The sequence below is a fragment of the Amycolatopsis sp. NPDC003731 genome (assembly GCF_053586895.1).
Map to the genome: position 1 here is coordinate 1 of NZ_JBSFNC010000094.1, position 16956 is coordinate 16956.

Consider the following 16956-nt stretch of genomic DNA (forward strand, 5'->3'; position numbering starts at 1 on the left):
TTTTCCCCCCCCCCCCCCCACCCTTATATACAGTTGAACTAACACACTATCCCCCTCCCCGCCCATCTTCCGATCGCCCGCGCTCCCCCCCCACCACCCGGGGGGCGAGCTGACCCCGGGTCAGCTCGCCGCGAAGGAAGGCGTCCAGCCCCCTTCGATGACGAGGGTGATCGCCGCGCTCGAGGAGCTGCGGTTCGTCGAGCGGCGCCCGCACCCGACCGATGGCAGGCAGGCCATCGTCGAGCTGTCCGAGAGCGGGCTGGCCTACGTGCAGAAGGCCATCTCCGTGCGGGAGGCGTGGCTGGACCGGCAATTGGCGGAACTCGGCGACGAAGAGCGGGAAGTGCTCTCCAAAGCCGCCGAAATCATAGACAGGATGGCGGGGAACTAACCACGGTGACGGCCACGGGTAGCGAAACCAAGCGTTCGATCCAGACCACTGCTACCCGGGAGACGGCCGCACCGCCGTCCGCGTCGCCTCCATCCTCTCCCCAGCGCGGCAGCATGTTCGCCTCGCTGCGTGTCCGCAACTACCGGCTGTTCTTCACCGGCCAGGTCATCTCGAACATCGGCACCTGGATGCAGCGCATCGCCCAGGACTGGCTGGTGTTCACCCTCAGCGGCAACAACCCGATCGCCCTCGGTGTCGCGGTCGCGCTTCAGTTCACGCCCACGTTGTTCCTTTCGCTCTGGGCCGGCGTCCTCGCCGACCGCGTCGACAAGCGGCGGCTGCTCACCTGGATCCAGGTGGCAGCGTGTTCGCAGGCCGCGATCCTCGGCGTGCTCGACCTGAGCGGGATCGCCGCGCTGTGGCTCGTCTACGTCCTGTGCTTCACGCTCGGCGTGACGGCCGCGCTGGAAGTGCCGACGCGGCAGTCGTTCGTCGCCGAGATGGTGGGCCGCGACCAGGTGGCCAACGCCGTCGCGCTGAACTCGTCGATCTTCAACATGGCGCGGATCGTCGGCCCGGCGATCGCCGGGTTCGCGATCACCTGGATCGGCACCGGCTGGCTGTTCATCGCGAACGCGCTGAGCACGGTCGCGGTGATCACCGGGCTGGTCCTGATGAACCCGGACAAGCTGTTCCGCGTCGCGGCGGTGCCGCGCGAGAAGGGCCAGCTCGCCGAGGGCCTGCGCTACGTGCGGCGGCGGCCGGATCTGGTGACGGTGATGGTGCTGGTGCTGTTCGTCAGCACGTTCGGCATCACGTACTTCAGCTCGCTCCCGATCGTCGCGGCGAACGTGTTCCACACCGCCGCCGACGGCTACGGCCTCCTCTCGACGCTGGTCGCGGTCGGCACGTTCACCGGCGCGCTGATGTCCGCCCGCCGCGGCACCAAGGGGCGGCCGCGGGTGCGGCTGATGCTCGTGTCGGCGTTCTTCCTGGGCGTGTTCGAACTGCTCACCGCGTTCATGCCGACGTACCTGACGTTCGGCCTCGGCCTGATCCCGCTCGGCTTCGCCACGATGACCTTCCTCAACACGGCGAACGCCCTGGTGCAGACGTCCGTCAGCCCGGAGATGCGGGGCCGCGTGATGGGGCTGTACGTGCTCGTGCTGATCGGGGGGAACCCGATCGGCGGGCCGATGGTGGGGTGGATGGCCCAGGAGTTCGGCGGGCGGTCTCCGTTCTACATCGGTGGGGCGGTCTCGGCCGTGGCCGCGGTGGTGTGCGCGGTGGTGCTGATCCGGCGGGGCGGGATTTCCTGGCCGGTGAAGCGCGGCCTGGGGCTGCGGGTGCTCAAGCGGGCCAAGGTCTGACGGAACGTATCGGTTGGTATCCATGGCGTGACCGTAGCCGCGACCACCGACAAAAACCGGGGCTCCTAGCCATGAGTGTCACCCGGAAGAGTGAGATCCGAGTCTCCGCCGCCGACCTCTTGCCCGCGGAGATGAGGTTAGGCTAACCTCATACATGTCCGCTTCGTGGTGGGAGCGGCAGTCAGTTCGGGAACGGACGGAGCCCCGGCCCTGGGAAAACCCCAGGCCGGGGCTTCGTTCACCTCAGCGCAGTGTCGGGCTGGGGCACGTCACCCGTCAAGGGACTCCCGCCCGGTGGTACCGGCAAGCGCGTCAGCGTCATCCCGAAGTACACGCGATATGCCAGGTGGACCGCCTCGGGAGACGGCAGGCGAACCTCGTTCCGGACGCCGTCCACCGTCTCGATCAGCTTGTCGCCCGACAGTGTGACGCGGCCCTGGGACGTCGGGCGGGAGCACGTCAGCGACTGCGTGAAGTGGGACTCGGGGGACGTCGTCTGCCACCACGCCATCGGGATGAAGTCGGCCAGCGGGCGCGGGCGGCGCTCCAGGCGGTACTGCGGCTTGCCGTCCAGCAGGATGTCGACGTCGCCGTGCGGGGCGTCCAGGATCAGGAACTCGCCGTCCGGGTCGAGCTGGGCGTCCACGGCGGACAGGCGCAGCGGGTGCCGGGCGAAGCGGCCGAAACCGACGTCCACCAGCCACTCCTCGGCGTCCAGGGAGACGACGATCGCCGCGTGGTCCAGCGGTGGGCCGACTGTGCCGTCGGGGCGGAAGACCTGGGCCGCGCGCAGCGAAGCGTCGTAGCCCAGCTCGCGCAGCAGGGCCGCGAACAGGCCGTTCAGCTCGTAGCAGAATCCGCCTCGCCGGCGGCCGACGATCTTGGCGAACAGGGCCTCCTCGTCGAGGACGACCGGCTCGCCGAGGTGGCTGCTCAGGTTCTCGAACGGCACCGCGGCCAGGTGGCGTTCCTGCAGGTGGCGCAGCGTCGCGAGATCGGGCGCCGCCGGGCGGGCGACGCCGAGGCGGGCCAGGTACGCGTCGATGTCCATGGCACCCACTCAAACACCTCGACCGCGCTGGAGGTCAAGGCGTTTTCACCCGGCGCGAAAACGGGGCCCTCCCGGAAGGGAGAGCCCCGTTCGACGCGGAAGAACTCAGCCGAGCAGCAGGCCGTTGCCGCCCGCGACGGCGTTGTCGAAGCGCTTGCTGATCTCGGCCCAGTTGAAGATGTTCCACAGGGCCTTGACGTAGTCCGGCTTCACGTTCTTGTAGTCCAGGTAGAACGCGTGCTCCCAGACGTCGACCAGCAGGATCGGCACGGTCGGCAGGATCAGGTTGTTGTGGTGGTCGCGCAGCTGCTGGGTGATCAGCGTCTTGCCGATCGGGTCCCAGGACAGCGCGCCCCAGCCGTTGCCCTGGATCGTGGTCGAGACGGCGGTGAACTGCGCCTTGAACTTGTCGAAGGAGCCGAACGCCTCGTCGATCGCCGCGGCGAGCTCGCCGGTCGGCTTGTCGCCGCCTTCCGGCGACAGGATCTTCCACCACACGACGTGGTTGGCGTGGCCGGCCAGGTTGAAGGCCAGCGTGGTCTCCAGGCCGACGATCGAGCCGAAGTCGTTCGCTTCGCGGGCGGCTTCGAGCTTGTCGAGCGTGTCGTTCGCGCCCTTGACGTAGGTCGCGTGGTGCTTGCTGTGGTGCAGCTCGTTGATCTCGCCGGAGATGTGGGGCGCGAGGGCGCCGTAGTCGTAGTCGAGATCGGGGAGCTCGTAGCGGGCCATTGGCCCTCCTTCTGTCTTCGACACAAGTTTCCGGTACCGAACCTAGTAGCACACGCCCCCTCGCGGCGAGCGGGGGCGCGTGGCCGTCACAGCTTGGGACGGCGGTCCGTAGATGGCGTACCCCGGAGGTGCACCACCCGAAACCGAGCCTGCGACTTGGACTTAAGTGGAGGTCAACGGCCTGTGAGATCAGGCACGGAACTCGTCGAGGCGCAGCGCCAGCTCGTCGAAGACGGCGACGTTGCATTCGAAGGCCACCAGCGTCTCGTCGATCACGCGGGCGCGCTCGGCCTCGTCCCAGGGCGCGTTGTCCAGCTTCGCCCGGTACTGGTCCCGGAAGCGGGGCGCGCTGCCGATGCGGTCGAAGTGGTAGAACAACGCGCCCGCCTCGGCGACGTCGTAGTTCTTCTCGAGCGTCCGCCGGATGACCTGGCCGCCGGCGATGTCGCCGAGGTAGCGCGTGTAGTGGTGGGCGACGTACCCGCCGGCCCACGCCGACGCTTCGCGGATCCGGTCGGCGTACGCCCGGGTGGAGGCGAGCGGCGAGATCGTCGCGCGCCAGTCCGGGCCGACCAGGTGGGCGAGGTCGCGTTCGAGGAGCGGGAGGCGCCGCAGCTCGTCGAAGACGAACTCGCCGCCGACGGGGTCGCCGGCCATCGCGTCGCTCGCGGCCTCGATCGCGCCGTAGACGAAGTAGTACTGGATCGCCAGCTGGGTGTAGCCGTCGCGGGTCAGCTTCCCGCCGAGCAGGGCGCGCATGTACGCGGAGTAGTTCGCCCGGTCGTGGACTTCGAGCGTCGACGCGCGCAAGGTCGCCGAGAAGGGGCGGGCGTCCGTGGTCACCGACATGGGCAAGCCTCCCGGCGATCGATCTGACACGCTGTCAGAAAGATCGTAGGGCATGAATCGGACTTAGGCCACCCTAAACTCTCGCGCCCACCGCCCGCAGGACGAACCGCACCGCCGCTTCGACGACGTCCTCCAGCTGGTCGGCGGGCCCGTCGACCAGGGTCCGGTTGCCCAGCGCCGCGGTGATCATCGGGATCAGGACGTCCGGGTCCTCGGCCGGCCAGCGGCCCAGGTCGACGCCGCCGGCGAGGATCGCGCGGAGGCGGTCGGTGATCGGGTCGGCGTGCGCGCTGATCCGCCGGTACGCCGCCGGCGCCAGTGCCGACGCGAGGGCCGTTCCCGGTGGCATGTGGTACTCGGCCAGCACACGCAGCTGCAGCCGGACGAACGTCGCCAGCTGGTCGACCGGGTCGGCCTGGGCCTCGACGGCTTCGGTCAGCCGCGTGACGTACTGGGCCGCTTCGTCTTCGACGAAGGCGACGAGCAGGCTCTCCTTGTCGGGGAAGTGGTTGTACAGCGCCGTCCGGCCCACTCCGGCCGCCGCGGCGACGCCGGCCAGCGTGATCGCGTCGAAGCCGCGCTCGTAGAGCTGCGCGCGCAGCACTTCGAAGACCCGGGACCGCACCTCACGCCGGTGCGCCTCCAGCGACTCACCGAGAATTTTCGGCATCCGCCCAGGCTAGCGTCAATCGGCCACCGGCCACGTGTGAACCGGTTCGCCCGCCTCGGACAGTTCCAGGTAGCGCCCCAGCATCAGGCTCAGCGCCGCCTCGCGGTCGAGGCCGCGTTCCTGCGCGCGCAGGACGTAGTCGCGCTGCCAGGTCGCGCCCGTCCGCCGCGCCAGGCAGCGGCGCTCGATGATCCCGAGGTAGCGCTCGCGGGCTTCGTCGGAGACGTCGGAGCGGCGCAGGCCCTCGTGGGCGAGCGGCAGCAGCACGCGCAGCGCCAGCTCGTCCGGCGGGATCCAGCCGATGCCCGGCCAGTACAGCTGCCCGTCGAAGCCGCGCCGCGCGCCCGCGTAGAGGTTTTCCTCGGCGGCCTGGAACGACATCTGGCTCCACACCGGGCGTTCCGCCTCGGCCAGCGCGCGCTGGGCGCCGTAGAAGAAGGCCGCGTTCGCCACCGTGTCGACCACCGTCGGCCCGGCCGGCAGCACCCGGTTCTCGATCCGCAGGTGCGGCAGGCCGTCGACGACGTCGTACACCGGGCGGTTCCAGCGCCAGATCGTCCCGTTGTGCATGCGCAGCTCGGTGAGCTTCGGCGCCTGGCCCGCGTCGAGCGCCTCGATCGGGTCTTCGGCGTCGGTTTCCGGGAGCAGGCCGGGGAAGTAGCGGACGTTCTCCTCGAACAGGTCGAAGATCGACGTGATCCAGCGCTCGCCGAACCACACCCGCGGCCGCACGCCCTGGTTCTTCAGTTCTTCGGGCCGGGTGTCGGTCGCCTGCAGGAACAGCGGGATCCGCGTCTCGTGCCACAGCGCCTTGCCGAGCAGGAACGGGGAATTCGACGCGAGCGCGATCTGCAACCCCGCCAGGCACTGTGCCGCGTTCCAGTGCGCGGCGAACTCCTCGGGCGCGACCTGCAGGTGCAGCTGCACGCTGGTGCACGCGGCCTCCGGCAGGATCGACTCGGCATAGCTGCGCAGGCGTTCGGGCTGCTGGCCCGGCAGCGGCGCGCCCTCCATGGCGAGCACCGTGCGTTCCCCGCGCGCGGCGAAGATCTGGTCGTTCAGCGTCGCGTAGCGGGCCTTGTTGGTCAGCCACTTCTGGTCGAAGTGCTCGTGCTTCAACGTCGGCAGGATGCCGATCATGGCCAGCGACGAGCCGGTGTCACGCGCCTTCGTCGCCGCGGTGTCGAGGTACGCGCGCAGGTCGTCTTCCAGCTGGAGCGCGGAATCGCCCGCCAGCGGCCGCGGCGGGACGTTCAGCTCGATGTTGTGCTGGCCCAGCTCGGTGGTGAACGACGGGTCGTCGAGCGCCTCCAGCACCGCGGTGTTCGTCATCGACGGCCGCATTTCCCGGTCGACGAGGTTCAGCTCGACTTCGAGGCCGATGTTCTTGCGGGGGAACGAAAAGCTGCCGTCGGTGAGCATCCGGGCCAGCGTGTCGAGGCAGCGCTGCACCTTCCGGCGGTACCTTCCTCGGTCCAGCGTGTTGAACGACTGAGCCTCGAGGTCCATCCCCATGACCATCCCTGCTTCGTGTCGGCGTGGACTAGGACGTGTTTCAGGCCCCGGCGGACAACCGTTACACAGGCGATGCACCCGGGCTAGCGGCCAAACTGGTGCAGTCCGTCACGGTCGGTTAACCCACAGCAAATTGAGCCCGTTCGTACCACGGCGCGGTCGACGTTCGGACCAGTGAAGCGCCCGGCAAGCGGGTGACAGACTGGGCGGATGGGCGTGATCCACATCGACCACTCCGGCGACCCCCGCGTCGACGATTTCCGCGACCTGTCCACTGCGGACCGTCGCCCCGACCGGCCCGGCGGGCGGGGTCTCGTCATCGCCGAAGGCACCGTCGTGGTGTCCCGGCTGCTGGCGTCCCGCTACCCGGTCCGGGCGCTGCTCGGCGTGTCGCGGCGGTTCGAAGAACTGGCCGATGACCTGGCCGGGCTCGACGTGCCGCAGTACGTGGCCTCCGCGGAGACCATGGCCGACGTGGTCGGGTTCCACCTCAACCGCGGGATCCTCGCCGTCGCCGACCGGCCCGCGTCGCTGACCGTGCCGGAGGTCGTCGGCGGCACCGGCCCGATCGCCGTGCTGGAAGGCGTCGGCGACCACGAAAACCTCGGCGCGCTCTTCCGCAACGCGGCCGCGCTCGGCGTCGGCGGGGTGCTGCTGGGCCCCGGCTGTTCCGATCCGCTGTACCGGCGCAGCGTGCGCGTGTCGATGGGCCACGTCCTGCGCGTGCCGTTCGGGCACCTGACGGACTGGCCGGGCGGGCTCGACGACCTGCGGGCGCGCGGGTTCGCCGTCGCGGCGTTCACCCCGCGGCCGGGTTCGATCCCGCTGCCCGCGCTGCGGGAGCACGCGCCCGGGCGGGTGGCGCTGCTCTTCGGCGCCGAAGGTCCCGGGCTGACCGAAACGGCGCTCGCGGCGGCTGATCATGCCGTCCGGATACCCATGCCGGCCGGAGTCGATTCACTGAACATCGCGACGGCCGCCGCCGTCGCCTTCTACGAACTGGCCAGGGGCGGCTAAAGTTCTGGTCTCCGAGGCGGGAAGGGGCACCATGGAGCTGCGGATCCGCGGCGAACGCGCCGTGCTGGCCGGCCCGGGCGGGGAGCACGCGCGCGAGGTGGACCCGCACAAGCTCGCGATCGGCGCCGACCTGGCGCGGGCCCTGCACGAGTGGGCGCGCGTGGCTTCCGCGGTCACCGCCGATCCCGGGGTGGAGGCGGGTGCGGTGGTTTCGCAACGCGGCCGCCAGCTGGCCACCCGGCTCGCTTCGGTGATGGGCACGACCGTGCGGTTCGTCGACCCGGTGACCGGTGAAGACACGGTCGTCGAGCCGCCCGCGCCGCCCACCGAACCCGGCTACCGGTTCGTCCGCGCGGTGCTCGGCCCGCCCGGCCCGCCGGGCGAGCCGACGCCCTGGCTGACCGGCCTGACCGTCTCGGCGTTCATCGCGGCCGTGGTCGTCGTCGCCATGCTGGCGCTCGCGTCGACGCTGGTCCGCGAAACCAGCGGCTGGGTCGCGCTGGGGGCGTCGGTGATCGTGACGGCCGGGATCGCGCCGTCGCTGTGGCTGATCCGCCGCACGCCGATCCTGCGCTGGGCCGCCTACGGCGCGGCCGGCGGGGTCGTGATCGCGTGGTTCGGCGTGCTGGTGATCGCCTTCTAGCGGAACCTGGCGTAGGTCAGGCGGAGGCCCTGCGCGGTGGTCGCCGCGTAGCCGCGGAAGGCATAGCCGTGGAACGCGGCGATCTGCCGGGTCAGCTCGGGGGAGACGCCGAACTGCCCGGAGAAGAACGACACGCTGACGCTGCCGTCGAATTCCTGCGCGAGCCAGCCGACGCGCGCGGAGCGGGGGAAGGCCCGGAGCACCCACAGCAGCGGGGGCGCTCCCACCACGGTGAGGGCGAGGCCGATCTGGGCGAGGCGCTCCTCGCCGTTCAGCGCGGCCGTGAAGATGCCGCCGCCCAGGCACACCACGGCCCAGGCCAGTGCGGCGAGGTAACCGGCCTGCGACATCCGCATCTTCGCCGCGCGGACCGGCGACCCGCGGCGCAGCAGGAGGATCCGATCGGTGCCGTCGGCGAAGTCGGCGGCGGGGAGCAGGCCCTCGTCGTGCGCGATCTCGGCGACACGGGCCGGCGACAGCTGTGCGTGCCGGACGCTCACCCACAGCTCGTCGCGGCCTTCGAGGTGGTTGCGCAGCCACTGTTCCCGGCCCGGTGCCCCGGCCGGCACCCGGTAGGACGGCGCGGCCGACGGCGCCGGCGTGCCGAAAACCAGGCCACGACGGGTTTTCCGGAACAGCATGTCGCGGCCTGAGCCGTACCCGTACTGCCCGGCGTAGAAGTAGCCGTGCAGCGAGGCGACCTCGCCGAGCAGCTCGACGGACAACGACGGCGGCGGGGACACGAGCACCTGCGGGCTGCCGTCGAACGGCTCGTCCGGCCACGGCACGCGCGGCGACCGGCCGGCGACCGCGCGGATCAGGAACGGCGCCGCCACCGCGGCGATCAGGAAGACCGGGATCAGCAGGACCGGCCACGTCCGCTCGGTCGTGGCCGCGAACCAGGCGCCCGTGGCCGTCCCGGCGAGGCAGACGACCAGGGCCAGACCCTGGATCAGGCCGAGGTTGAGCCCGCGCTTCGCCGTGCGGGGCCGCAGTTCCTCGTCGGGCAGCCCGGTGCGCCGCAGCAGCAGGAGCCGGTCGGTGCTGTCGGCGACCTCGGCGACCACGGTCATCCCGGCGGCCGCCGCGGCCTTGCCGATGTCGTCGCGGCCGAGGCGCAGCCTGCGCGAACCGGCCCAGAACTGGTCCTCCCCGTCGAGCAGCTTCGCGAGCCGCCGGCGGTCGGCGTCCGTGCCCGGGCCGTGGTCGAACGGCGGCGCGAAGAGCCCGGGCGCGAACTCGAACCGCAGGGATTCCGGCTGCGCGGGCGCGATTTCCCGGTACCGGCGCGAGTGCGCGGCCTGCCGGACGGCCGTCGGGTCCAGGCCCCACTGCGCCGGCACCACGTCGACCACCGGAACGCCGCTGAACGCGCGGTGTCTGAGCTCGCCGAAGCGGACGAGCCAGGCTTGCTGGTCACGCTGCATGATCGGTTCCTCCCCCTCAGTGACATCGTAGCCTGACGGGATGGAGCAGCTGGACGTTTTGCGGGGGTTGTGCCTGGCGCTGCCGGAGACGACGGAACGGCTCAGCCACGGCGAGCCGACGTGGTTCGTGCGCGGCAAGAAGACGTTCGTGATGTTCGCCGACCACCACCACGACGACGTGCTCGCCTTCTGGTGCCCGGCGCCGCCCGGGGTGCAGGAGGAACTGGTGCGCACCGAGCCGGAGCGGTTCTTCCGGCCGCCGTACGTCGGCCACCGCGGGTGGCTGGGGGTGCGGCTGGACGTCGACGTCGACTGGGCGGAGGTCGACCGGATCGTGCGCGAGGCCTACCGGCTGGTGGCGCCGAAGACGCTCGCGGCGCGGGTGGTCTAGCCGCGCTGCGAGCGGACCCCGAGCAGCACGTCCTCCCAGGACGGCACGATCGGGTGGTTCTTCTTGGCCTTCGGCCGGGGCTCCGGCACCGCGGCGTCCTCGTCCGGGTCCACCGGGACGCGCGGGATCTCGCGGGTGTCGTCGTCCGGGTCCGGCTCGGCCGACGGCAGCTGCGCGCGCTCCGGCTCCACCGAATCCAGCGTCGGCTGGAACTCCGTCTCGCGGGCCGGCTCGAGGGCGCGGACCGTGCGCGGCGCGCGGTAGGCGTTCGGGTCCAGCAGGACCTCGGCGTTCTCGTCGAGCGCCGTCACCGTGCCGCCGTGCGCCCCCGGCGAGAACGCCCAGTGCGCGCGGTTGTCCGAGCGCCCGGCCTTCCAGCTGAGCACGACGACCCAGCGGCCGTCGTCGCCCTTCCAGGAGTCCCAGGTGGCGCGTGAGTAGTCGTGGCCGCGGACGCCGAAGCTGTGCGCGACGACCTCGCCGAGCGTCTGCACGTCGGGGCCGTCTTCGCGGACCGGGTGCGCGCTCTGCGCCAGCTCGGCGGTCCGGGACCGCTCGAGCAGGACGGGGTAGGCGTAGCGCTCGACGCGCTGCGTCGAGACACCGGCGCTCGCGGCGACCTGCTCGACGGACTCGCCGGCCCGGATGCGCTGCTGGATCTCGCGTGGCCGCATCTGGCTCTCCAACTCGATTTCGATCTGGCCGAGGCGGGTGATGTCACCCCGCGCCGCCGCGCGCAGTCGCTCATCAGCCGGGAGCAGGAAACGAGTACGGCTCGCCGGGTCTTCGAGCACGATGGACTTGCCGTCCTCGTGCAGTCCGACCACTCGCAGCGCCCGCATTGTTCTCGCCTCCCCGATCTTCTTCACCGTTGTGGGTGCCCACGTTAGAACGGCGCGTCGGCTTGACGTGCGAGGCGCGCCGAGTCCGCACCGAACTGCCCACTGTTCACTTTGTGTCCTCCGCATCCTCGCTCAGCCAGGTCAGCGGCAACAGGGTGACACGCCGGACACGCAAAGTCACGATCGAGTGGATCAAGAAGGCGGCGCGGCGGCAGGGCCAGGGGTAGGGGCCGGGGCGGCGCGTGTGTCGCGAATGACTCATTCGAGGCGTCGGAGGTCCCCAATGAGTCATTCGCGGCGTTCGGGGGCCGGGTTGGCGGGGCGGGTCCGTCAAGAAGGCGGCAGCCGGACCGTCACCACGAGCCCGCCACGCCGGCCGGGCTGGGCTTCGGCGTAGCCGCCGTGGGCCTGGGCCACCGAGCGGACGATCGACAACCCGAGCCCCGCGTTGCGCGTGTCGCCCGTCCGCTCCGCGCCGCCCAGCCGCCGGAACGGCTCGAACAGCGTCGGCACCGCCTCGGGCGGCACCACCGGCCCCGAGTTCCGCACCTCCAGGGCCGGATCACCGCGCACCTCGACGTACACCCAGCCGGCGGGGGCGTTGTACGTGATCGCGTTGACCACCAGGTTCGTCACCAGCCGCTCGAGCAGCACCGGGTCGCCCGCCACCACCCGCGGTCGCAGGCGGGTCTCCACCGTCACCCCGGCCGCCTCGGCCTGGGCCGAAGTCGCCCGGACGACCGACGCGGCGACCTCGTCGAGGCGCACCGGCGTGCGCGCGTGCAGCCCGCGGTCGCTGCGGGCCAGGATCAGCAGCCCCTCGATCATCCGTTCGCTGCGCTCGTTGGTGTGCAGCAGGTGCGTGCCGAGCTTCTTCAGCTCCGGCGGGACGTCGGGGTCGGCCATCGCCACCTCGATCAGCGTCCGCTGCACCGCCAGGGGCGTCCGGAGCTCGTGGGACGCGTTCGCGACGAACCGCTTCTGGCTGTCGAACGACTCCGCGAGCCGGTCGAGCATGCCGTCGAAGGTGTCCGCCAGCTCCTTCAGCTCGTCCGGCGGCCCTTCGAGGTTGATCCGCCGGTCGAGCTTGCCGGCCTCCAGGCGGCGCGCGGCCGTCGTGATGTCGTGCAGCGGCCGCAGCGCGCGACCCGCCATCAGCCAGCCGAACAGCACCGCCAGTGCCGCCGTGGCCACCAGTGCGATCGCCGAACCGACCAGCAGCGTCGACAGCGTCGAGGAGCGGTACTCGTCGAGCGAGCCGCTGAGCAGCTGCACCGCGGCACCCGGGGACGGGATGGCCGTGCGGGCCGCGACGCCGAAGGTCACGTCGGCCGAGCCGACCGTCGTCAAGGCGGCCCGGGTGGGGTCCGGCAGCGTGCTCCGCACCAGCAGGTAGTTGATGACGACCAGGACCACCCCGGCGACCAGGAAGAGCCCGCCGTACCAGGCCGTCAGCTTCGTCCGGACGGACAGGCCGTTCACGGCGCGCCGAACCGGTAGCCGGCACCCGGCACGGTCTCGATCACCGGCGGGTCGCCGAGCTTGCGCCGCAACGTCATCACCGCGACGCGCACCGCGTTGGTGAACGGGTCCGCGTGCTCGTCCCAGGCCTTTTCCAGCAGTTCCTCGGCGCTGACCACCGTGCCCTCGGCCCGCATGAGCACCTCCAGCACGGCGAACTCCTTCGGCGAGAGCAGCAGGAACCGGCCGTCGCGCGCGGCCTGGTGGCGCGGCAGGTCGAGCACGACGCCGTCGCGTTCCAGCACCGGCGGCAACGCCGGTCGCGCGCGCCGCGACAGCGCCTGCACCCGGGCGACCAGCTCGGCGAACGCGAACGGCTTCGTCAGGTAGTCGTCGGCGCCGAGGCCGAGGCCAGCGACCCGGTCGGTGACGTCGGCGGCCGCGGTCAGCATCAGCACCCGCGCCTCGCCGCCCGCGCGGACCACCGCCGCGCAGACGTCGTCGCCGTGCACCTTCGGCAGGTCGCGGTCGAGGACGACGACGTCGTAGCCGTGCACGCCGACGCGTTCCATCGCCTGTTCGCCGTCGTAACAGACGTCGACGGCCATCGAGAAGCGCCGCAATCCCTCCGCGACCGAGTCGGCCAGCAACCGCTCGTCCTCCACCACCAGCACCCGCACCGGCCCAGTCTGCGCAGGGAGGCCATAAGGACCGCATAAGCGGCGTCGCTTAGCGCGCCCGAATCCCCCGATCCGTAGACCTGACCCCCACCGGACGAAAGGAAGCGAGCCATGCGGACACGGATCGTCGTCGCGGCGCTGGGGACAGCCCTGCTGCTCGGCGGCTGCGGGGCAAAGCCCGACGACGGGTCGAAGGTCGCCTCGATCTCGACGCCGCCGAAGACGGGCGGGCCCACCGCGGCCGACAACAGCGGCAAGAGCGACGAAGACAAGATGCGCGACTTCGCCAAGTGCATGCGCGAGCACGGCATCGACATGCCCGACCCGAAGCCCGCGGGTGAGGGCGGGGGTATGGCGATCACCCTCGGCGGCGACGGCGTCGATTCCTCGAAGCTCGAGGCCGCGCAGAAGGCGTGCAAGCACCTGATGCCCAACGGCGGCGAGATGAAGCCGCCGAGCGCCGAAGAGCTCGACAAGATGCGCAAGGACGCCAAGTGCATGCGCGAGCACGGCATCGACATGCCGGACCCCGATCCCAGCGGCAAGGGCGGGATGCGGATCGGCGGACCGGGCGACGACCCGAAGAAGTTCGAAGAGGCCGCCAAGGCGTGCGGGCTCGGCATGAGCATCAGCTCGAGGGCGGGCAAGTGAACGAAGTGACGCACCTGAAGCCGCGCCGCCGCGGCCGGACGCGGTGGTTCATCGCCGGCGCCGTCCTCGTCGTGGTCCTGGGCACCAGCTCGGTCGTGATCCTGACGCGCGTGTCGAGCGCGACGCCGGTCAAGGAGGCCGCACCGCCCGCCGTCGAAACCGCGGAGGTGGTCAAGACCGACCTGAGCGAGGAAGAGGAGGCCGACGGCACCCTCGGCTACGGCGACGAATCCGTCGTCGCGGGCCGCAAGCCGGGCACGATCACGTCGCTGCCGGACGCGGGCGCCACCCTGACCCGCTGCAAAGCGGTCTACGGCGTGGACGCGAAACCGGTGCCGCTGTTCTACGGCACGCTGCCGTTCTACCGCGACCTCGCCGTGGACGTGGACGACGGCGCCGACGTCAAGCAGCTGGAGGAGAACCTCAAGGCGTGCGGCTTCGGCGGCTTCGGCGGCTTCGGCACGCCGGACAAGAAGTTCACGTCGGCGACCGCGGCCGCGCTGAAGAAGTGGCAGAAGTCCCTCGGCCTGGAGCAGACCGGCACGTTCGGGCAGGGCGATGTCGTGCTGGCGGCGGGCGAAGTCCGCGTGTCGGCGCTGGCGGCGAAGCCCGGCTCGCCGGCCCAGGGCGAGGTGCTCAAGACGACCGGCACCGTCCGGTCGGTGCAGGTGAAGCTCGACGCGGCGAAGCAGAGCCTCGCCCAGCAGGGCGCGAAGGCGTCCGTGACGATCAACGGGAAGACGACGCCGGGCACGATCACCGACGTCGGGCGGACGGCGGTCGAGGGCAAGGACCAGGCGGGCCAGGACGACGGCAAGCCCAAGATCACCGTGACGGTCCGGCTCGACGACCCGGCCGCGGCCGGCACGCTCGACTCCTCGCCGGCGACCGTCCGGTTCACCAAGGACGTCCGGCGAGGCGTGCTCGCGGTCCCGGTCGGCGCGCTGCTCGCGCTCGCCGAAGGCGGGTACGCGGTCGAGGTCGACGAAAACGGCCGGCGGCGGCTGATCGGTGTCCAAACGGGACTGTTCAGTGGCGGGAAGGTCGAGGTCACCGGTACCGGCCTGGCCGCGGGCCTGCGGGTGGTGACGACGTCGTGACGCCCGTGCTGCGCGTGCACGAGGTCACGCGCACCTACCCCGGCGGCGTCGCCGCGCTCGACGGCGTCTCGCTCGCGCTGGAAGACGGCGAGATGGTGGCGATCGTCGGGCCGTCCGGATCCGGCAAGTCCACCCTGCTGCACCTGATGGGCACGCTCGACCGGCCGTCGGCGGGCCGGGTGGAGCTGCGCGGCCACGACGTCGCTGCGCTGCCCGACCGCAAGGTCTCCGCGCTGCGCTCGCGCTGGATCGGGTTCGTGTTCCAGCAGTTCTTCCTCGACGAAGGGATGAGTGCGGTGGACAACGTGGGCACCGGCCTGCTCTACGCCGGGGTGCCGCGCCGGCGGCGGCGCGCGCGGGCCCTGGCGGCGCTCGACCGCGTCGAGCTGGGACACCGGGCGTGGCACCGGCCCGGCGAGCTCTCCGGCGGCGAACGCCAGCGCGTCGCGATCGCCAGGGCGGTGGTCAACGACCCGGCGATCCTGCTGGCCGACGAGCCGACCGGCAACCTCGACACCGGCACCGGCGCGTCCGTGCTTTCGCTGCTCGGGGAGTTGTCGGCGGAGGGCACCACGATCGTCGTGATCACCCACGACCGCGAGATCGCGGCGGGCATGCCGCGCCGCATCGAGCTGCTCGACGGCCGCCTGCGGCTGGACACCGGCCTGGTGGGTGCGCGATGACGCTGGTGACGTTGCCCGAGCCGGCCCGGCTCAAGCCGCCGGACGTCGTCGCGCTGGGGGCGCACGGCATGCGCACGCGGCCGGTGCGGGCGGTGCTGTCGGCGCTGGGCATCGCGATCGGCGTCGCCGCGATGGTGGCGGTGCTGGCGATCCCGGCGTCGGGGGCGCAGGCGTTGCACGACCGGCTGGCGGCGCTCGGCCCGAACCTGCTGACGGCGGGGCCGGGCCAGACGCTGTTCGGGGCCAACGCGACCCTGCCGGACGACGCGGTCGCGATGGCCCGCCGGATCGGCCCGGTCCAGGCCGCGGCGGGCACCGGGACGACGTCGGCGAGCGTCCGTCGCAGCGACAAGATCGCGCCGGACGACACGTCCGGGCTGGCGGTGTACGCGGCGCGCCCGGACCTGCTCGGCGTGCTGAACGGCAAGGTGCGCGCCGGTGCGTTCCTGGCGACGGGCAACCAGAACTACCCGGTGACGGTGCTCGGGTCCCAGGCCGCGGCCCGGCTGGGCATCGACCACATCGACCCGGCGCGGCCGCCGCAGGTGCTGATCGGGACGCAGTGGTTCACGGTGGTGGGCATCCTCGCGCCGATGCCGCTGGCGCCGGAGATCGAGCGGTCGGCCCTGGTCGGCTGGGACGTCGCTAAGCGGCTCCTGGAGTTCGACGGCCATCCGTCCACTGTGTACGTCCGCGCGGCGGACTCCGCGGTGGACGAGGTCCGTTCGGTCTTGGCGGCAACGCTGAACCCCCAGGCCCCGAACGAGGTCGAGGTCCGCCGGCCATCGGACGCGCTGGCGGCGCAGAAGCTGACGGACACGACGTACAGCGCGTTGTTCCTCGGCCTCGGCGGCGTGGCCCTGCTGGTCGGCGGCGTCGGGGTGGCGAACACGATGGTGATCTCGGTGCTGGAGAGGAGGCGCGAGATCGGCATGCGGCGCGCGCTCGGGGCGACGAGGCGGCAGATCCGGGGACAGTTCCTGGCGGAATCGGTGCTGTTGTCGGGCCTGGGCGGGCTGGCGGGGGTGCTGGCCGGCGTGCTGGTGACGGCGGGGTACGCGCTGAGCCAGGGGTGGCCCGCGGTGCTGCCGACGGGGGCACTGGCGGGCGGTGTCGGGGTCGCCGCGCTGGTGGGCGCGGTGGCGGGGGCGTACCCGGCGGTACGGGCGGCTCGGCTGGCACCTACGCGGGCACTGGCTTGAGGTGGGCCGGGTCGGTTCCGCGTTGCGGGGCCGGCCCGGCTCGCCGACACGCGTGTTGGTGGGTGTTTGGCGGGGTCGGCCCGGCTCGGCTTGGCTTGCCGACGTAGGTGGGTGCGTTTGGCCGGCCCGGCTCGCCGGCACGCGTGTTGGTGGGTGTGTTTGGCGGGGTCGGCCCGGCTCGCCGATAGGTGCTCCGGTCGCGGTGCGCTCGCCGGCCGGCCCGGTTCCGCCGCCCGCGTGACGGCGGGTGCCGTGAGCAGGCCGATCCCCGCTCGGCCAGGTGC

17 protein-coding genes and 1 pseudogene are annotated in these 16956 nt (G+C 71.8%); 9 read left to right on the forward strand and 9 right to left on the reverse strand.

All coding sequences use genetic code 11. The features are described 5' to 3' along the window. Positions 1-100: 100 nt before the first annotated feature. Together ACWDN5_RS31090 and ACWDN5_RS31095 are read left to right on the forward strand one after the other, a co-directional pair. A pseudogene (locus tag ACWDN5_RS31090) lies at positions 101-391 on the forward strand (MarR family winged helix-turn-helix transcriptional regulator); the annotation flags it as partial. Between the two features lie 113 nt (positions 392-504). Further along, on the forward strand, positions 505-1761 hold the full coding sequence (locus tag ACWDN5_RS31095) for an MFS transporter (protein WP_449678781.1): 1257 nt from the start codon (positions 505-507) through the stop codon (positions 1759-1761). Between the two features lie 238 nt (positions 1762-1999). Here ACWDN5_RS31095 and ACWDN5_RS31100 read toward each other — a convergent pair whose 3' ends face one another. From ACWDN5_RS31100 to ACWDN5_RS31120, 5 genes are all read right to left on the reverse strand, one after another. Beyond that, complete coding sequence (locus ACWDN5_RS31100) at positions 2000-2812, reverse strand: arylamine N-acetyltransferase family protein (protein WP_449678800.1); 813 nt, start codon at positions 2810-2812, stop codon at positions 2000-2002. Between the two features lie 105 nt (positions 2813-2917). Further along, the gene (locus ACWDN5_RS31105) at positions 2918-3541 is read right to left on the reverse strand and encodes a superoxide dismutase (RefSeq protein WP_003088226.1); all 624 of its coding nucleotides are present in this window, start codon (positions 3539-3541) and stop codon (positions 2918-2920) included. Between the two features lie 189 nt (positions 3542-3730). Then, a complete protein-coding gene (locus ACWDN5_RS31110; RefSeq protein ID WP_449678782.1) occupies positions 3731-4390 on the reverse strand; it encodes a biliverdin-producing heme oxygenase in 660 nt (219 codons plus the stop codon). A gap of 73 nt (positions 4391-4463) precedes the next feature. Next, positions 4464-5060: a TetR/AcrR family transcriptional regulator gene (locus ACWDN5_RS31115; RefSeq protein ID WP_449678783.1), complete on the reverse strand. Its 597-nt coding sequence runs from the start codon at positions 5058-5060 to the stop codon at positions 4464-4466. Positions 5061-5075: 15 nt separating this feature from the next. Then, the gene (locus ACWDN5_RS31120) at positions 5076-6575 is read right to left on the reverse strand and encodes a glutamate-cysteine ligase family protein (RefSeq protein WP_310968688.1); all 1500 of its coding nucleotides are present in this window, start codon (positions 6573-6575) and stop codon (positions 5076-5078) included. Between the two features lie 210 nt (positions 6576-6785). Between ACWDN5_RS31120 and ACWDN5_RS31125 the strand changes: the two genes are divergently transcribed. Together ACWDN5_RS31125 and ACWDN5_RS31130 are read left to right on the forward strand one after the other, a co-directional pair. Next, a complete protein-coding gene (locus ACWDN5_RS31125) occupies positions 6786-7592 on the forward strand; it encodes a TrmH family RNA methyltransferase (RefSeq protein ID WP_310968687.1) in 807 nt (268 codons plus the stop codon). Between the two features lie 31 nt (positions 7593-7623). After that, positions 7624-8235: a DUF2537 domain-containing protein gene (locus tag ACWDN5_RS31130; RefSeq protein WP_310968685.1), complete on the forward strand. Its 612-nt coding sequence runs from the start codon at positions 7624-7626 to the stop codon at positions 8233-8235. Here the strand turns inward: ACWDN5_RS31130 and ACWDN5_RS31135 are convergent. Beyond that, positions 8232-9662, reverse strand: a complete 1431-nt coding sequence (locus ACWDN5_RS31135; protein WP_449678784.1) for a hypothetical protein — start codon at positions 9660-9662, stop codon at positions 8232-8234. The two genes, ACWDN5_RS31130 and ACWDN5_RS31135, sit on opposite strands and share 4 nt — an antisense overlap. A gap of 40 nt (positions 9663-9702) precedes the next feature. Here ACWDN5_RS31135 and ACWDN5_RS31140 point away from each other — a divergent pair, with 40 nt between their 5' ends. Then, on the forward strand, positions 9703-10053 hold the full coding sequence (locus ACWDN5_RS31140; RefSeq protein WP_449678785.1) for an MmcQ/YjbR family DNA-binding protein: 351 nt from the start codon (positions 9703-9705) through the stop codon (positions 10051-10053). Here the strand turns inward: ACWDN5_RS31140 and sepH are convergent. The 3 genes from sepH to ACWDN5_RS31155 all read right to left on the reverse strand — a co-directional run bounded on the left by sepH (position 10050) and on the right by ACWDN5_RS31155 (position 13036). Further along, on the reverse strand, positions 10050-10895 hold the full coding sequence (sepH, locus tag ACWDN5_RS31145) for a septation protein SepH (protein ID WP_310968682.1): 846 nt from the start codon (positions 10893-10895) through the stop codon (positions 10050-10052). The two genes, ACWDN5_RS31140 and sepH, sit on opposite strands and share 4 nt — an antisense overlap. A 330-nt stretch (positions 10896-11225) precedes the next feature. Then, positions 11226-12377, reverse strand: coding sequence for a sensor histidine kinase (locus tag ACWDN5_RS31150; RefSeq protein ID WP_310968681.1), 1152 nt, complete (start codon positions 12375-12377; stop codon positions 11226-11228). Beyond that, positions 12374-13036, reverse strand: coding sequence for a response regulator transcription factor (locus ACWDN5_RS31155; RefSeq protein WP_086844992.1), 663 nt, complete (start codon positions 13034-13036; stop codon positions 12374-12376). The genes ACWDN5_RS31150 and ACWDN5_RS31155 overlap by 4 nt, the downstream gene beginning before the upstream one ends. Before the next feature lie 111 nt (positions 13037-13147). On the opposite strand from ACWDN5_RS31155, the gene ACWDN5_RS31160 reads away from it, so the two are divergent. The 4 genes from ACWDN5_RS31160 to ACWDN5_RS31175 are packed head-to-tail and all read left to right on the forward strand — an operon-like array spanning position 13148 to position 16672. Further along, a complete protein-coding gene (locus tag ACWDN5_RS31160) occupies positions 13148-13687 on the forward strand; it encodes a hypothetical protein (protein ID WP_310968680.1) in 540 nt (179 codons plus the stop codon). Next, the gene (locus ACWDN5_RS31165; protein ID WP_449678786.1) at positions 13684-14787 is read left to right on the forward strand and encodes a peptidoglycan-binding protein; all 1104 of its coding nucleotides are present in this window, start codon (positions 13684-13686) and stop codon (positions 14785-14787) included. Before ACWDN5_RS31160 ends, ACWDN5_RS31165 begins: the two co-directional genes overlap by 4 nt. Continuing rightward, positions 14784-15470 carry an ABC transporter ATP-binding protein gene (locus ACWDN5_RS31170; protein ID WP_449678787.1) on the forward strand — a complete coding sequence of 229 codons (687 nt, stop codon included), beginning with the start codon at positions 14784-14786 and terminating at the stop codon, positions 15468-15470. The genes ACWDN5_RS31165 and ACWDN5_RS31170 overlap by 4 nt, the downstream gene beginning before the upstream one ends. After that, positions 15467-16672, forward strand: coding sequence for an ABC transporter permease (locus ACWDN5_RS31175; RefSeq protein WP_449678788.1), 1206 nt, complete (start codon positions 15467-15469; stop codon positions 16670-16672). The genes ACWDN5_RS31170 and ACWDN5_RS31175 overlap by 4 nt, the downstream gene beginning before the upstream one ends. The last annotated feature ends 284 nt before the right edge of the window (positions 16673-16956 follow it).

Bases quoted from the DNA above. Each gene is read 5' to 3' on its own strand.
- ACWDN5_RS31095 (WP_449678781.1), top strand. From the start codon at position 505: ATGTTCGCCTCGCTGCGTGTCCGCAACTACCGGCTGTTCTTCACCGGC.
- ACWDN5_RS31100 (WP_449678800.1), bottom strand. From the start codon at position 2,812: ATGGACATCGACGCGTACCTGGCCCGCCTCGGCGTCGCCCGCCCGGCG.
- ACWDN5_RS31105 (WP_003088226.1), bottom strand. From the start codon at position 3,541: ATGGCCCGCTACGAGCTCCCCGATCTCGACTACGACTACGGCGCCCTC.
- ACWDN5_RS31110 (WP_449678782.1), bottom strand. From the start codon at position 4,390: ATGTCGGTGACCACGGACGCCCGCCCCTTCTCGGCGACCTTGCGCGCG.
- ACWDN5_RS31115 (WP_449678783.1), bottom strand. From the start codon at position 5,060: ATGCCGAAAATTCTCGGTGAGTCGCTGGAGGCGCACCGGCGTGAGGTG.
- ACWDN5_RS31120 (WP_310968688.1), bottom strand. From the start codon at position 6,575: ATGGGGATGGACCTCGAGGCTCAGTCGTTCAACACGCTGGACCGAGGA.
- ACWDN5_RS31125 (WP_310968687.1), top strand. From the start codon at position 6,786: ATGGGCGTGATCCACATCGACCACTCCGGCGACCCCCGCGTCGACGAT.
- ACWDN5_RS31130 (WP_310968685.1), top strand. From the start codon at position 7,624: ATGGAGCTGCGGATCCGCGGCGAACGCGCCGTGCTGGCCGGCCCGGGC.
- ACWDN5_RS31135 (WP_449678784.1), bottom strand. From the start codon at position 9,662: ATGCAGCGTGACCAGCAAGCCTGGCTCGTCCGCTTCGGCGAGCTCAGA.
- ACWDN5_RS31140 (WP_449678785.1), top strand. From the start codon at position 9,703: ATGGAGCAGCTGGACGTTTTGCGGGGGTTGTGCCTGGCGCTGCCGGAG.
- sepH (WP_310968682.1), bottom strand. From the start codon at position 10,895: ATGCGGGCGCTGCGAGTGGTCGGACTGCACGAGGACGGCAAGTCCATC.
- ACWDN5_RS31160 (WP_310968680.1), top strand. From the start codon at position 13,148: ATGCGGACACGGATCGTCGTCGCGGCGCTGGGGACAGCCCTGCTGCTC.
- ACWDN5_RS31175 (WP_449678788.1), top strand. From the start codon at position 15,467: ATGACGCTGGTGACGTTGCCCGAGCCGGCCCGGCTCAAGCCGCCGGAC.